General features: G+C 35.0%; 13 protein-coding genes and 2 tRNA genes. 14 read left to right on the plus strand and 1 reads right to left on the minus strand.

Translation table 11 applies throughout. The features are described from left to right. Positions 1-36: 36 nt before the first annotated feature. The 5 genes from PP176A_RS11450 (at position 37) to PP176A_RS11470 (ending at position 6,553) form a co-directional block, all read left to right on the plus strand. Positions 37-720 carry an ABC transporter ATP-binding protein gene (locus PP176A_RS11450; protein WP_071140610.1) on the plus strand — a complete coding sequence of 228 codons (684 nt, stop codon included), beginning with the start codon at positions 37-39 and terminating at the stop codon, positions 718-720. After that, complete coding sequence (locus PP176A_RS11455; RefSeq protein ID WP_071140611.1) at positions 717-3,044, plus strand: ABC transporter permease; 2,328 nt, start codon at positions 717-719, stop codon at positions 3,042-3,044. Before PP176A_RS11450 ends, PP176A_RS11455 begins: the two co-directional genes overlap by 4 nt. Before the next feature lie 114 nt (positions 3,045-3,158). Then, positions 3,159-3,734, plus strand: a complete 576-nt coding sequence (locus PP176A_RS11460; protein ID WP_071140612.1) for a GNAT family N-acetyltransferase — start codon at positions 3,159-3,161, stop codon at positions 3,732-3,734. A 56-nt stretch (positions 3,735-3,790) separates the two neighbouring features. Next, entirely contained in the window at positions 3,791-4,699 is a 909-nt protein-coding gene (locus PP176A_RS11465) for a GNAT family N-acetyltransferase (RefSeq protein ID WP_071140613.1), read from the plus strand. Between the two features lie 144 nt (positions 4,700-4,843). Then, a complete protein-coding gene (locus tag PP176A_RS11470; RefSeq protein ID WP_071140614.1) occupies positions 4,844-6,553 on the plus strand; it encodes an ABC-ATPase domain-containing protein in 1,710 nt (569 codons plus the stop codon). Position 6,554: 1 nt separating this feature from the next. On the opposite strand, the gene PP176A_RS11475 is transcribed toward PP176A_RS11470, so the two are convergent. Next, positions 6,555-7,232: a DUF1361 domain-containing protein gene (locus tag PP176A_RS11475; protein ID WP_071140615.1), complete on the minus strand. Its 678-nt coding sequence runs from the start codon at positions 7,230-7,232 to the stop codon at positions 6,555-6,557. A 224-nt stretch (positions 7,233-7,456) separates the two neighbouring features. On the opposite strand from PP176A_RS11475, the gene PP176A_RS11480 reads away from it, so the two are divergent. The 9 genes from PP176A_RS11480 (at position 7,457) to PP176A_RS11520 (ending at position 14,434) form a co-directional block, all read left to right on the plus strand. Continuing rightward, the gene (locus PP176A_RS11480; protein ID WP_071140616.1) at positions 7,457-8,302 is read left to right on the plus strand and encodes an undecaprenyl-diphosphate phosphatase; all 846 of its coding nucleotides are present in this window, start codon (positions 7,457-7,459) and stop codon (positions 8,300-8,302) included. A gap of 341 nt (positions 8,303-8,643) precedes the next feature. Then, complete coding sequence (locus PP176A_RS11485) at positions 8,644-9,456, plus strand: alpha/beta fold hydrolase (RefSeq protein ID WP_071140617.1); 813 nt, start codon at positions 8,644-8,646, stop codon at positions 9,454-9,456. 242 nt (positions 9,457-9,698) lie between these two features. Then, the gene (gene cobT / locus PP176A_RS11490) at positions 9,699-10,766 is read left to right on the plus strand and encodes a nicotinate-nucleotide--dimethylbenzimidazole phosphoribosyltransferase (RefSeq protein WP_071140618.1); all 1,068 of its coding nucleotides are present in this window, start codon (positions 9,699-9,701) and stop codon (positions 10,764-10,766) included. 5 nt (positions 10,767-10,771) lie between these two features. After that, positions 10,772-11,308, plus strand: coding sequence for a bifunctional adenosylcobinamide kinase/adenosylcobinamide-phosphate guanylyltransferase (gene cobU / locus PP176A_RS11495; protein ID WP_083381931.1), 537 nt, complete (start codon positions 10,772-10,774; stop codon positions 11,306-11,308). Further along, on the plus strand, positions 11,305-12,030 hold the full coding sequence (gene cobS / locus PP176A_RS11500) for an adenosylcobinamide-GDP ribazoletransferase (protein ID WP_071140620.1): 726 nt from the start codon (positions 11,305-11,307) through the stop codon (positions 12,028-12,030). Before cobU ends, cobS begins: the two co-directional genes overlap by 4 nt. A 35-nt stretch (positions 12,031-12,065) precedes the next feature. Continuing rightward, positions 12,066-12,632, plus strand: a complete 567-nt coding sequence (locus PP176A_RS11505) for a histidine phosphatase family protein (protein ID WP_071140621.1) — start codon at positions 12,066-12,068, stop codon at positions 12,630-12,632. Positions 12,633-12,729: 97 nt separating this feature from the next. Then, positions 12,730-14,196, plus strand: a complete 1,467-nt coding sequence (gltX, locus tag PP176A_RS11510) for a glutamate--tRNA ligase (protein WP_071140622.1) — start codon at positions 12,730-12,732, stop codon at positions 14,194-14,196. 90 nt (positions 14,197-14,286) lie between these two features. Then, positions 14,287-14,361: transfer RNA gene (locus tag PP176A_RS11515), tRNA-Gln, on the plus strand. A 1-nt stretch (position 14,362) separates the two neighbouring features. Continuing rightward, positions 14,363-14,434: transfer RNA gene (locus PP176A_RS11520), tRNA-Glu, on the plus strand. The last annotated feature ends 149 nt before the right edge of the window (positions 14,435-14,583 follow it).

The following is a 14,583-nucleotide window of genomic DNA, read 5'->3' on the forward strand; positions in this document are numbered from 1 at the left end:
GTGATAGTCTAACCGTAAAGAAAGGTGGAATAAAAAATGGAACTGTTAGAAGTGAAAAATCTTTGTAAAACATATGGAAAGGGAGATACAAAAGTTGAAGCACTGAAAGACATGTCCTTTTCTGTTTCCAAGGGTGAATTTGTTGCTGTGGTCGGAGAATCGGGATCCGGAAAAAGTACCCTTTTAAATGCGATTGGTGCATTGGATACTCCTACATCCGGTAAAGTTTTTATTGATGGTAAGGATATTTTTTCCATGGGAGAGGAAAAACTGACGATTTTTCGCCGCCGAAACATTGGGTTCATATTTCAATCTTATAATTTAATCCCGGAACTTAATGTAGAACAGAATATTATTTTCCCTCTGCTTCTTGACTATCAAAAACCAAATCGGAAATATGTAGAAGAGATTTTAGAGGTATTGGGATTGCGGGATAGAAAAAATTATCTTCCGCGGCAGCTTTCGGGCGGTCAGCAGCAAAGGGTTGCTATCGGGAGAGCATTGATTACCCATCCAATGTTGATTCTTGCTGATGAACCGACGGGAAACCTTGACAGCAAAAACAGCAATGATGTTGTTACTCTTTTGAAAGCTGCCTCCAGACGATATCAGCAGACAATTCTTATGATTACCCACAATAAGAATATTGCTTCTATGGCTGACCGTGTATTGCAGATTTCCGACGGCATACTGACTGATTTGGGAGGTAGGGCTGAATGAAAAGTTATTTAGATTTGATTGGGCAATACGGAAGAGTTCATAAGAAGAAAAATAGAATTACGGTATGGTGTATTGCGATTGCCGTATGTCTGGTTACGGCTATTTTCGGCTTAGCGGATATGGCAGTCCGTGCCCAAACTATATATCAGATCAATTCCCAGGGAAATTGGCATCTTATTATTAAGAATATTGATGAGGAAAAAGCAAAGTTAATCGGCAATAGGGTAGACGTAGCAGTTTCCGGATGGGTTCTACAGGGCAGCAATGGCATTTTACGGGATAAACCCCTTGCCTTTGTTGGGATGAATGAAGCTCTTGCCCCGGAAATGACTCTTGTTTTGCAGGATGGTTTTTATCCCCAAAAATCGAATGAAGCCTTGCTGAATAATCTGGCAATGAAGCAAAAAAATATTTCTGTCGGTGATACGGCTACGGTTACACTTCCAAACGGTGAACAGAAGGAATATAAGATTGTTGGTTCCTTTAAAGACATGAGTATGTTACTTAAAGCTGATACTTATGGATTGGTTCTCTCTGAAAGTGGAATCAGGGCTATTGCGGACAAAAATTTCATAGCTCGTTACTATATCCAGTTTAAACATGGTGCCAATATGAGAAAGGCTATTGATGAAATTAAAGATAACTATCATCTTTCAGAGGATCAGGTTTCTGAAAATGCTGTACTTCTTGGATTGACCGGACAAAGCCGTAACAGCTATGTGATGTATCTTTATAGAACGGCTGCAGTATTTTTCGTGATGGTGCTGACTGCAGGAGTATTGATGATTGCAAGCAGCTTTAATATGAGTGTTCTTGAACGTATTCAGTTTTTTGGACTGTTGCGCTGCCTTGGAGCATCTAAAAAACAGGTTAAAAAATTTGTTCTTACGGAAGGAATTCATTTCAGCTTAAATGGTATTCCAATAGGTTTGTTGTTGGGAACTCTTATTCTTTGGGGATCTTGTGCTTTTTTAAAATATGTCAATCCTGCATTTTTCGGCGATATGCCCCTATTCGGTATCAGCTGGATTAGCTTGATTTCAGGAGTGGTGGTTGGGTTCTTAACAGTTATTTTAGCCTCTCTTTCTCCCTGTAAAAGGGCAGCAAAAGTATCTCCTCTCAGTGCGGTAACCGGTAATGTCGGACAAAGCAATGTACTTCAATCCAAAAGAGCGGTAAAAACTATGCATAAACGGGTGGAAATTGCCATGGGTATTCATCATGCTTTTGTCAGCAAAAAAAATATCTTGTTAATGACCGGTTCTTTTGCTATGAGTATCATCCTATTTTTAACCTTTCATGTAACGGTGGATTTTATGCATCAGGCAATACAGCCTTTGAAACCATATGCTCCTGATATTTCAGTTATCAGTGGAGATAATACCACTTCCTTAAGTGAAGATCTTTTTGAACAGATTAAAAATAACCCGGGAGTAAACCGTGCTTATGGCCGTATGTTTGCTTATGATATACCGGCTACAAGTACACAAGGGGATGGAAAAATCAATTTAATTTCATATGAGAAAAACCAGTTTGAATGGGCGAAAAAACAGCTTACAGAAGGAAGCGTTGATGAGGTAGTAAAAGAAGAGGATAAAGTCCTGATCGTATATTCCGATGACCTTAAATGGAAAAAAGGCGATAGAATTGATTTGGAGTTTCCATCAGGAGAAAAAAATGTTGAAATTGCCGGGATACTATCGTCAAGCCCATTTGACAGTGCTCCGGGAACTCAAACCGTAATTTGTTCCGAAAAGACATTTAAAAAATTGACCGGAAAACGGGGTTACACTATTATTGATATGCAAATGAAAAAGGATGCAAGTGACGAAACAGTTTCTCAGATAAGAAACATGACCACATCCCAAATGAGATTTTCCGACAGGCGACAAGGTAATAAAGAAGCCAAAACTGCTTTTTATACCTACGCAATCTTTATTTATGGATTTTTAGTGATTATCGGGTCCATCACGGTATTTAACATTATCAACAGCATGAATGTCAGTGTTTCCAGCAGGATGAATCAGTATGGAATGATGCGGGCAGTAGGAATGTCAGGCAAACAGCTTCACCGTATGGTGACAACGGAAGCCGTTACTTATGCGGTCTGCGGATGTCTAACAGGTTGTATTTTGGGTATGCCCTTGCACAGATTTATTTTTCATTCTATGATTACTTCCCACTGGGGACTTAAATGGCAGCCTCCATTTGTTGTCCTTGTCTTTATTATTGGCGTTACGTTTTTGGCTACTTTCTTATCTGTCATTGGGCCGGTGAAGAAAATCAGTAAGATGGATATTGTAAATGTAGTAAATGCACAATAATTTTTTAGAAAGCTATCATACCGTTTCCGAGTGTGGTAGCTTTTACTTTATGATATAATAAAATATACATTAAATTAAGAACGGAAAATAAGATAATTAAAGGAGGGGCATGTCATGAATATTGAAATTAAAAAACTTACACCTGAATTAGTGGATGATTTCTTTCGGTTTTTTGAACACATTGCATTCCCAGATCACCCTGAATGGGGATGCGGATGTTATTGCTGTTTTTTTCATGCAAACAATATTGAAGAATGGGAAAATCAGACGGCGGAAGAAAACAGGGAAATTGCAAGGAAGATGATTTTGTCTGATAAGATGAAGGGCCTGTTGGCATATGCAGATGGCAAACCTGTGGGATGGTGTCATTTTGATGATAAATCCAAACTTCCCGGATTGAAAGTATTCTATCCTCAAGTGATAGGTAATGAAGAAAATATTGGTGCTATTGTGTGTTTTACAATAGCTCAGCAGTATCGAAATAAAGGCATAGCTAAGAAACTATTGTCCCAAGCATGTGGGGAATTAGAAAAGCAGGGTTTTTTAATTGCAGAAGCCTATCCTCAGCGGGAATGTGCTTCCGATGAGGAAAACTATCATGGCCCTCTCTCGATGTACCTTTCCCAAGGGTTTTCGGTTCATAAGGAATTGGAAAAAGAAGTGATTGTACGTAAATACTTAAGAAACTAAAAATATTTGGTGATATGAGTGACAATAAATTGTACTGAAATAAGAGGTGAGAATAGATGAAAATTGAAGCTTTAAAAGATGAAAAAACGGAAGATTTTATAATGTACTGTAAGAAGCACAGAATGGAGATCGATGATTCTTTTTTATACGATGAAGATTTAAAAGATTTTAAGATTGGAGAGGAAAATCCCACTTATATCGTTACCGATTATCAGGGAAAGCTGATAGCAGCTATCTCACTTATTGTTGATGATTATGCCAGAAGAGATAAAAAGGCACGTTTCAGAATATTTCATTCGGAAATTGAAGATATTTCAATTTATAATATGCTTATGAAAGCTATTTTAAATCATACAAAGGGATTAGACAAGGTTTCTTTGTTTGTCCCGGCAGTAAATAAAAAATTAATCGGATTTATTGAAAGATTAAATTTTGCCATAGAGAGATATTCCTTCATTCTGGTGAGAGATGATATGAAAATACCGGAACTCAATTTGCCTCAAGATTATGAAATCAGACCATTTCAACCTGGGAAAGATGAAAAAACTTGGTGTGATGTCAGAAATGCAGGATTTGCAAAACTTCAGGGAAGCGAGGCGCCCATTAATTCGGAAACGGTTACAAAGATGATTTCAAGTGATGACAATATAGAAGGTGGGATGATGATACTATATCATAAGGATAAACCCGTAGGTATAGTCAGGGGAAGTGCGGATGAATATGAAGATTTACCAATCATGAATATAGGCCCTCTTGCCGTTATACCGGAATATCAGGGAAAAGGCTTGGGAAGAATTCTCTTAAGAGCTTCGCTGAATTTTGCAAAGGAAAGGGCTTATAACAGGACAATACTTTGTGTAAATGCAGAAAATGAAAGAGCAAGGGCTTTATATCTCCAAGAGGGATTTAAACAAGTTGAAAAGGCCATATGTTATAAATATGATTTGAGAACAAAAATGAAGTAGATTTTATCTGTTCAGAGTATAATTTGATTAAATAATTATATTTTTTGCAGTATTTTTAATATTTATTTCGTTTTAATTAAAAGATGATAATAATCGGATTTCATTATTTAAACGAATTGCAGAAGTCAAAAGGAGGAACGAAATTTGAAAAACTATGGTGAACTTCAAAAATTATTGTTTTCAATAGATGGAAGAGGATATTCCGCTTATAAAGAAATAAAGGGAGAATATGACTTTGGGAAATACATACTTTCTATTGACCATGTCCAGGCAGATCCCTTTGCCCCTCCGTCTAAATGCCGTATCATTATATCTCGGAAAGAAGCTAATTTTCCTGATGAATTGTTAGATACCAAGGATAAAATAATAGCCTCCTCAGATTTTTTAACACGAGCTTTTTCAGACAGTATTTATCGTTTCAATAAAGGAGAAAGAGGAACAGGGAAAAGCGGTCTTTTAACTATTGACCGTTGCGGACAGGAGATGCTTGAAAGAACGTCGGTATTGATAAACAAGAATCACATTGAAGTGAGGTTTGAAATTGGATTGCCTGCCAACGGAAGAAGAGTCTTAGGTAAGGCGGCCAATCATATTTTTTCTGATATTCTTCCTCAGATTGTGGAAGATGGAGTTCTCTATAAGAATATTGATCAAAAGACTATGAAAAAACAGGTAGATTTAATTTTAGATCAGGAATATATTAGAAGGCAATTAGATAAAAAAGGGCTGATTGCATTTATTGCCAACGGTTCTGTCTTACCGAGAGAAAGCGGTATATCGGATAGACCTTTACTTAAAGGAGCAATTCCATTTAAAAGTCCTGATAGTTTTGAGATTGAATTTTTATTGCCAAATCATGGGTTGATAAAAGGAATGGGAATTCCCCGGGGAATAACTTTAATTGTAGGAGGAGGATATCATGGGAAATCCACATTGCTGAAAGCCCTTGAAATGGGAGTTTACAACCACATATCAGGTGACGGAAGGGAATTTGTTATTACCAGAAAAGATGCGGTGAAAATACGTGCTGAAGATGGCCGCAGTGTTGAAAAGGTCAATATCAGCCCCTTTATCAATAACCTTCCCAATAATAAGGATACAGTTAAATTTTCTACAGACAATGCCAGTGGAAGCACTTCTCAGGCAACTAATGTTATGGAAGCCTTGGAAGCAGGTACCAAACTTTTATTGATAGATGAGGACACTTCGGCGACTAATTTTATGATAAGAGATGGAAGAATGCAGAAATTGGTTTCAAAAGATAAGGAACCCATTACTCCTTTTATTGACAAAGTGAGACCTCTATATAAAGAATATGAAGTTTCTACCATATTGATTGTAGGAGGATCAGGTGATTATTTTGATGTAGCTGATCAGGTTATTATGATGGATGAATATGTTCCGAAGGATGTTACTGTAACAGCTAAGAATATTGCAAATACCGTTGGATATGAAAGAGAGAAGGCAGAAGAGAATAATTTCGGGAGCATTACATCTCGGGTTCCTCTTAAATCAGCATTTATCAAAAGTGGGAAGGAAGGAAGAATTAAACCTAAAGGACATTACACTATTTTATATGGAAGATCAGCTATTGATCTGTCAAGTTTGGAACAGCTTACAGATGAGAGCCAGACAAATTGTATTGCTGCAATGATTGATTTTTTGGGGAAACGAGTATTTGATGATAATATATCGATTTCCGAGGCGGCGGATAAACTGTTCAAACAAATAGAAAATTCGGGATTGGACAGTATTTCACCTTATACAGGGCATCCGGGGAATTTAGCATTACCCAGAAAACATGAACTATGCGGAGCAATAAACCGTTATAGAGAACTGAGAATAAAAGCCTGAGTTACGGATAAATATTGTCATCTGATGTTTTGTTATGAAAAAACACATAGAAGATGAAATAAACAGCTAAAATGTATCCGGCAAATAATAAGGAAAATTTAATAGAAAATGGGGTTATATTGTTTATGAGTTTTGATAATAGTGAAAGAGGCCTTAAAATATCCCAAGAATTTAATCGTAGAAATCTTCCTATATAAATAGCATATCCACTCAATAGGCAAATAATTACCATTATAATATTAGCAGCTGTTTTGCTTTTTCTTCTCAGAAGGGATTGATGTATTATATATAAAGAAAGCAGCCCTATTAAAGTTCCTAAAAATACTCCAAGCCCTATATGCACAAGCTTTATCCAGGCTATTATATCGGAAGAATAGAAAAAAGGTGCATAGGAATTTTCCTTTGAATAAAATTTTATTTTATTGATATGAATAAAATCCGTTATCAAGTATAAGGCATTGGGAAAGAAGAACAGCCACAATAACCTAAACGCTGTTACTTTTAGTTTTTTAAACTTTTTAAAATTTTTTTCAGAGAGTTTTGCGAAAAGCAGAGGAAGGAAAGCTAAAAATAAATTCCAAGCCATCATAATATGTATAAAATCAAAGGTAGCCGCAAAAACACATATACTCATAAAAAAATACGCTAAACAACATAAAAGAATTAACTTAAATGCCATAACATGTTCTCCTTTTTGGTCGATTTTAACTTAGTATATCATAAAATAATATTATAAAAAAATAATTTCACTCTAATATAATAGAAATTAATGGTCTGTTAATTAGGAAAAGTGTTTGTAGGATTATGATTATATATGATAAATTAAAGGTATGGATTTACAGAAAGTATATTTTTAATAAAAGGTTTAAACAATTAATATATTTTAAGGAGAGGTGATAAATAATGGATACAATATTTTTAATAATAAAATCTATAATATTGGGAATTGTGGAAGGAATAACAGAATTTTTGCCTATATCTTCAACAGGGCATATGATTATTTTCGAACATTTAATGAAGTTTAAAGGTATCAGTCCCAATTATGTTGAGATGTATACATATGTAATACAGCTTGGAGCAATATTATCTATTGTTGTACTCTATTGGAAAAAGATAAAAGATACACTTATAAATTTTTTCCCTCAAAAAGTCGGATATAAAAACTCGGGGTTTAGATTTTGGTTTATGATATTCATCGCTTGTATTCCCGGAGGCATTTGCCAACTGTTATTAGATGATTTATCCGATAAGTATTTATTTAATACGGTCACTGTAGCTATAGCTTTATTTTTAGGCGGCATATGGATGATATATGCTGAAAATAAATTCAGAAGCAGAAATTCAACAAAAAAGGGGTTAAATGTTACAACAAGGCAGGCATGGATTATCGGGATATTTCAGTGCTTAGCCATAATTCCGGGTATGTCACGGTCAGCTTCAACTATTATAGGAGGATGGGTATCAGGGCTTTCTACTGTTCAAGCCGCAGAATTTTCCTTCTTTTTAGCAATTCCTGTTATGCTTGGAATGAGTCTTTTAAAAATTATAAAAATTGGAGGAATATCTGCTCTTGCATTTTCCGAAATAATTTCCCTTGCTGTTGGATTTATAGTTTCCTTTATAGTAGCATTGATAGTGGTCGATAAGTTTATTTCATATTTAAAGAGAAAACCTATGAGAATATTTGCAATATATAGAATGATATTTGCGGTTATAGTGTTAGTTGCAGGATTTAGGGGAATATTTTAAAAGCTGCCACCCGTGCTGGGCAGACCAAAAATGGAGATGACTAACGAAACCATCTTCATTTTTGATTATCTATCTATTTTTCGACAGTCCCCAAACATAACGATACTTTATTCAACTTGTTTTTCTATTCATATTTTTTTCACCCATCAGAAACTTAGAAGATAACGAAAGATTATATTGTATATGAAGTTTAATAATGCTAAATTGGAGATAAGCATTTTAGAAGATGATGTCATAATAAAAGTACCTCTAAAAAATCAGTTTAAATATTCATAAATATATAGTTAATAGAATAATATTCCAATGTACAGATAGATATTTAATTATAGGGGGGAATATTGGTGGGATATTATGTTAATGTAGAATCAGATGTAAAAATTTTTGTAGAAGATCTTAATCCAGAGGGTAAGAAAACAATAGTTTTTTTACATGGATGGCCTGGAAGTCATGAGTTATTTGAATATCAATTTGATCAACTTCCCAAATGGGGATACAGATGTATAGGAATAGATCAAAGAGGATTTGGCAAGTCAGATAAACCGTGGAGAGGATATGATTATAATCGATTGGCCGATGATGTTAAGTGTATAGTTGAAACACTTAGATTACAAGATTTTATACTTGCAGGCCATTCAACAGGCGGGGCAATAGCTATTAGGTATATGTCTAGGCACAATGGATATGGAGTATCTAAACTTGCTTTATTTGCAGCGGCAGCTCCTAGTTTAATAAAGCTTCCTAACTTTCCTTATGGAATAGACGTTGAAGTAGTAAATCAAATAATTGAAGGAACATATACGGACCGACCTAAAATGCTTAGTAATTTTGGTGATATATTTTTCTTTCAATATATAACTCAACCATTTTCCTATTGGTTTCTACAATTAGGATTACAAGCAGCAGGATGGTCGACTGCTGCTATTGCAAATACCTGGATAAATGAGCAATTATTTAGTGATTTAGGGAAAATAAATGTTCCGACATTAATTATTCATGGTATCCATGATAAGGTTGTCCCATTTCAACTAGGCGAAGTACAGGAAAAATACATTAAAAATTCTAAACTTATACCGTTTAATTATAGCGGTCACGGATCATTTTATGATCAAAAAGACTTATTTAATAAAGAATTAATGAATTTTATTGAAGAATAATTTTTAAAAGATAGAGGTTCCGGAAGTCCAAAGGAAATAAAATCCTTAGACTTTTCTTTTTTTAAAAAAAGCAATGTAAAAAATGTTTGAAATGCACTTAAGAAGATGGGCTTAGGTATTTTTCATTTTGTTATAAAGCGTATCATAAATTGTATATTAATGATATCTGTATTTGACGAAACATTTTCATAGATTTATAATTTAATGGAGATCTGAAAATTGACGAAGGGAAGAGATATACAATGGAATTATTGAAGAATACATTGGCATCTATAAAACCTGCAGACGAAGATGCAAAGAAAAAAGCAAAGGAAAGGCTTGATAATCTCACTAAGCCTATAGGAAGCCTGGGGGTATTGGAAGAGATAGTAATTAAAATGGCAGGAATTACAGGAAATATACACAATAAAATTGATAAAAGAAATATAATAGTAATGTGCGCTGACAATGGAGTAGTGGAGGAAGGAGTAAGCGCATGTCCTCAATACTTTACCAAGATACTTACAGAAAATTTAATTAAAGGATATACAGGTGTTTCAGTATTGTCCAAGCTTACAGGGACAGATGTAACTACAGTTGATATCGGAGTCAACGGAGATATAACTTTAAAGGGAGTATTAAATAAAAAGATAAATTATGGTACAAAAAATATTACAAAAGGACCGGCTATGACTCGTGATGAGGCGATAAGAGCTATAGAAGCGGGAATTGAAGTAGCGGATTCTTCGTGCAAAAAAGGATATGATATTTTAGGAACAGGAGAAATGGGAATAGGAAATACGACTACCAGCGGAGCAGTATTAAGTATTTTTTCAGGACTTAATCCCGATGCTACTTGTGGAAAAGGGGCTGGGCTTACCGACGAACAGTTTGAGCATAAGAAAGAGGCTGTGGAAAAAGCAATAGAAATAAATAAGCCGGATAAAAACGATCCTATAGATGTTATATCAAAGGTAGGAGGTTTTGATATCGCGGGGATGTGCGGATGTTTTTTGTCGGCGGCCAAAAACAGAAAACCTATAGTTATAGACGGATTAATTTCTTCTGCGGCAGCTCTTTGTGCGGTACGGCTGAATTCTTTAGCCAAAGAGTATATTTTCCCGTCCCATCTGTCAAAAGAACCTGGAGCAATATATATGATGAAGGAAATAGGTCTTAAACCTATGCTTGATTTGGAAATGAGACTGGGAGAAGGTTCCGGATGTCCTCTGGTATTTCAGGTAATAGAAGCTGCATTATACGTTATGGACCATATGGCAACATTTGAAGAATCAACTTTGGATAAAGATGTATTAATAGATATAAGGTGATGACTATGATAATTTTGGTGACAGGAGGAGCAAGGAGTGGGAAAAGTTCCTTTTCAGAATCCCTATATGAAAATAAAGAAGATGTGGTATATATAGCCACGTCAAAAATTTATGACAAAGAAATGGAAGAAAGAGTTATTCTTCACCGACAGAGCAGGCCTCTTTCCTGGAGAACCTACGAGGGAAATTATGATTTAAAAAAAGCAGTGGGAGAAGAAAAAAATTACATATTGGATTGTGTTACCGTATTATTATCGAATAGGATGTTTGACATTACTAAAGATGAAGAGTTTATTTCTTTTCAGCTTCAAGGGCAGGTAGAGAATACCGTTTTTAACGAATTAAAATGTCTTATAGATGAAATAAGAAGAAGAAATTACAATTTAATAATGGTCACTAATGAAGTGGGAGATTCTTTAGTTCCAGAAAGTCATATAGAAAGAGTTTTTAGAGATATTCAGGGTAGAATAAATCAAAGGATAGCTTCGGTTTCCGATGAAGTCTATTTGGTATGCTGTGGAATACCGGTGAAACTGAAATGATGAAGGGTTTTATATTGGCAATTCAGTTTTTATCTCGACTTCCCATAAACATTTCTGTTGATTTTAACGATAAAAATTTATCTCGGAGCACTCTTTTTTTCCCATTTGTAGGGATGATTATAGGTACGGGAGCAGGGCTTGTCTATTGTTTGGTTTCTTGGGTAAATATGGATATAGCATCTTTTTTGGCTGTATTGACCTTGGTTATACTTACCGGAGGCCTTCACTTAGACGGCTTAGGGGATACCTTTGACGGATTTTTTTCTGCGAGGACAAGAGAAAGAATACTTGAAATAATGAAGGACAGCAGAGCGGGAACTTACGGAGTGGTGGCTATAGTTTTGGACATACTTTTAAAGTATGTTATTATATCCAATATGAAAGAAAACGTATTGCCGGCATTGGTATTTTCCTGTGGGAACGGAAGGCTTATAGCGGTCATATTCATGTCCTTCGGCAAAATAGCGAGACCCGGGGGATTGGGAGATATGTTTAAAAAAAGTAATCCTAAAAAATATGCCTTTATAGGTGGGATTATATATGTTTTAATTACCTTTTTAGTAAATCCCTTGTATTTGATTCCTTTGGGGATTTCCATATTTGCAGCTTTTCTGTTGGCTTTAAAAACATATAGAGTTATTGGAGGCTTTACAGGAGATGTATATGGGGCAGGTATTGAAATTACAGAAATAGTATCGTTACTGTCCTTTATGTATATATAATGTCTCTGTTCTTTTTCTGATTTGGGAGTGTGATTATGGATATAATATTTGTTCGCCATGGAAGTACTGAAGAAAACAGAAAGAAAGTATACGGAAGTTCTGATATACATTTATCCGAAAAGGGAAAAACCGAGGTATTGAATATTAAAAATTCGGTAAATAATATGTCCTTCGGAAAAGTATATATAAGTCCATTGAAGAGAACAATGGAAACTTCGAAAATTTTGGGAGTAAAGGGAATACATGATGATAGAATCAAAGAAATAAATTTTTCCATATTCGGCGGAAAAACTTATGAGGAAATAAAAAAGATATATCCTGAAGAGGTTTCTCTGTGGACAAAGGATTATATAAACTATAGGATACCCGGTGGGGAAAGCCTTAAAGATATATACGAAAGAACTAAGGATTTTTTAGAAAATATTATATCGGAAAATAAAAATGTACTCGTTATTACCCATGAAGGAGTAATAAGATGTGCTTTATGCTGGGTATTCGATAATGTGGAATATTTTTATAGGTTTAGAGCAGATAACGGAAGTATCACGGTTATATCGGCAGATGATGGATATAAATATATAAAATGCATTAATAAAAGGTGATATACTATTATTTATGTTTAATATTTAAATTTTATATTTTTAAAGATTCCCTATGAGTGGTATAATAAAAGATAGTTTAATTGAAGGGAGTTTTTTTATGGAAAAAATAAGAGTTCGATTTGCTCCGAGTCCTACAGGATATTTACATATAGGGGGAGCAAGGACAGCATTATTTAATTATTTTTTTGCAAAAAGATATAACGGGAAATTCATTCTCAGAATAGAGGATACAGATAGAGAAAGATTAAAAGAGGATTCGGTGTCTCAAATAGTTTCAAGCATGAAGTGGCTCGGTATTAATTGGGATGAAGGTCCCGAGAAGGGAGGAGAATACGGGCCTTATTTTCAATCGGAAAGGCTGGATATTTACAGGAGAGAGGCAAAGAGGCTATTAGATGAAGGAAAAGCATATTACTGTTTTTGTACGGAAGAGGATATTGAAAAAGAGAGAGAAGAACAGAAAAGATTAAAGGTTTCCTACAGGTATTCGGGCAAATGTTCTTTATTATCTAAGGAAGAAGTTGAAGAAAATCTTAGGGCAGGAAAGCCCTATGTAATAAGAATAAAAATTCCGAGGGAAGGTACTACTGAAATAGAGGATTTGATAAGGGGCAGGGTTTCTTTTGACAATTCTCAGTTAGATGATTATATAATTCTTAAATCAAATAACATGCCCACATATAACTTTGCTTGTGTGGTAGATGATCATTTTATGGAAATAAGTCACGTAATAAGGGCTGAAGAACATCTTTCAAATACTCCGAAGCAGGTTTTAATATATAAGGCTTTAGGGTATGAAGTACCTAAATTTGCTCACTTATCCATGATATTGGCTCCGGACCGAAGTAAATTGAGCAAGAGGCATGGAGCTACTTCCGTGGAGGAATTTAGGGAAAAAGGTTATATAAAAGAGGCATTAGTTAATTATCTTACTCTTTTAGGCTGGTCTCCGGGAGAGGACAGGGAAATCTTCGGGATGGAAGATACCATAAAGAATTTTTCTTTGGAAAAGGTATCGAAAACAGCAGCAATATATGATATAAACAAACTGACATGGCTGAACGGAAATTATTTAAGAGAATTGGACTTGGATTATATAACAAAAGAAACAATCCCTTTTTTGATAGAAAAAGGATTTATAAAGGAATATGAAGCAGAAGAAAAATATGATTATATCAAAAGAGTTGTCGCTGCCGTGAGAGAAAAGGTAAAGCTTCTGACAGAACTGGCAGACGGAAGCGAATACTTTTTTAAAGATATATCCGAGTACGATCCTAAGGGAGTAGCAAAGAGATTTGAAAAAGACGGTACCGTAAGGCTGTTGGAGTCTGGAAGGAAAGCTTTAGAGGATGCCGAGGACTTTAAAGTGGAAACGGTAGAAAAAATTTATAGGGATTTAATTGATAAATTAGGAATTAAGGGAGGAGATATAATTCATCCTACCAGACTTGCGTTATCAGGAAAAACTGTGGGGCCGGGATTATTTGATATAATATCCATTCTCGGAAAAGAGGAATGCTTGAAAAGGATGGATAAAGCTATTGAGTTCATAAAAAAAATGTAAAAGGGTTCTATCTATGAATTTTAAAGAATTGATAAATTTTTGGTTGATATATATGCTAAATAGGTGTATAATAAAAAATGTCACTGAAATTCCGAGATGGTGTAACTGGTAGCACCTATGACTCTGGATCATATTGCCTAGGTTCGAATCCTAGTCTCGGAGCCATGGCCTCATGGTCAAGCGGTTAAGACGTCGCCCTCTCACGGCGAAAACAGGAGTTCGATTCTCCTTGAGGCTATTAAATTAATTATATTAAGAAAAAATATTGAAACCAATAAACTGTACTGATGACTATGCAGTTTCCGGAAGGGACTGATATAAAGTCACAAAGGGATATGAAGATTTTAGAGACAGAAAAAATGAAAAATATGCTGAATGAGTCGAAAT

Origin of the sequence: Sporanaerobacter sp. PP17-6a (assembly GCF_900095615.1) — a bacterium.
In the GTDB taxonomy this organism is placed as follows: Bacteria; Bacillota; Clostridia; order Tissierellales; family Acidilutibacteraceae; genus Acidilutibacter; species Acidilutibacter cellobiosedens.

Coding starts and splice junctions, on each gene's coding strand:
- PP176A_RS11465 (WP_071140613.1), top strand. CDS start 3,791: ATGAAAATTGAAGCTTTAAAAGATGAAAAAACGGAAGATTTTATAATG.
- cobU (WP_083381931.1), top strand. CDS start 10,772: ATGATAATTTTGGTGACAGGAGGAGCAAGGAGTGGGAAAAGTTCCTTT.
- PP176A_RS11480 (WP_071140616.1), top strand. CDS start 7,457: ATGGATACAATATTTTTAATAATAAAATCTATAATATTGGGAATTGTG.
- PP176A_RS11450 (WP_071140610.1), top strand. CDS start 37: ATGGAACTGTTAGAAGTGAAAAATCTTTGTAAAACATATGGAAAGGGA.
- gltX (WP_071140622.1), top strand. CDS start 12,730: ATGGAAAAAATAAGAGTTCGATTTGCTCCGAGTCCTACAGGATATTTA.
- PP176A_RS11460 (WP_071140612.1), top strand. CDS start 3,159: ATGAATATTGAAATTAAAAAACTTACACCTGAATTAGTGGATGATTTC.
- cobS (WP_071140620.1), top strand. CDS start 11,305: ATGATGAAGGGTTTTATATTGGCAATTCAGTTTTTATCTCGACTTCCC.
- cobT (WP_071140618.1), top strand. CDS start 9,699: ATGGAATTATTGAAGAATACATTGGCATCTATAAAACCTGCAGACGAA.
- PP176A_RS11455 (WP_071140611.1), top strand. CDS start 717: ATGAAAAGTTATTTAGATTTGATTGGGCAATACGGAAGAGTTCATAAG.
- PP176A_RS11505 (WP_071140621.1), top strand. CDS start 12,066: ATGGATATAATATTTGTTCGCCATGGAAGTACTGAAGAAAACAGAAAG.
- PP176A_RS11475 (WP_071140615.1), bottom strand. CDS start 7,232: ATGGCATTTAAGTTAATTCTTTTATGTTGTTTAGCGTATTTTTTTATG.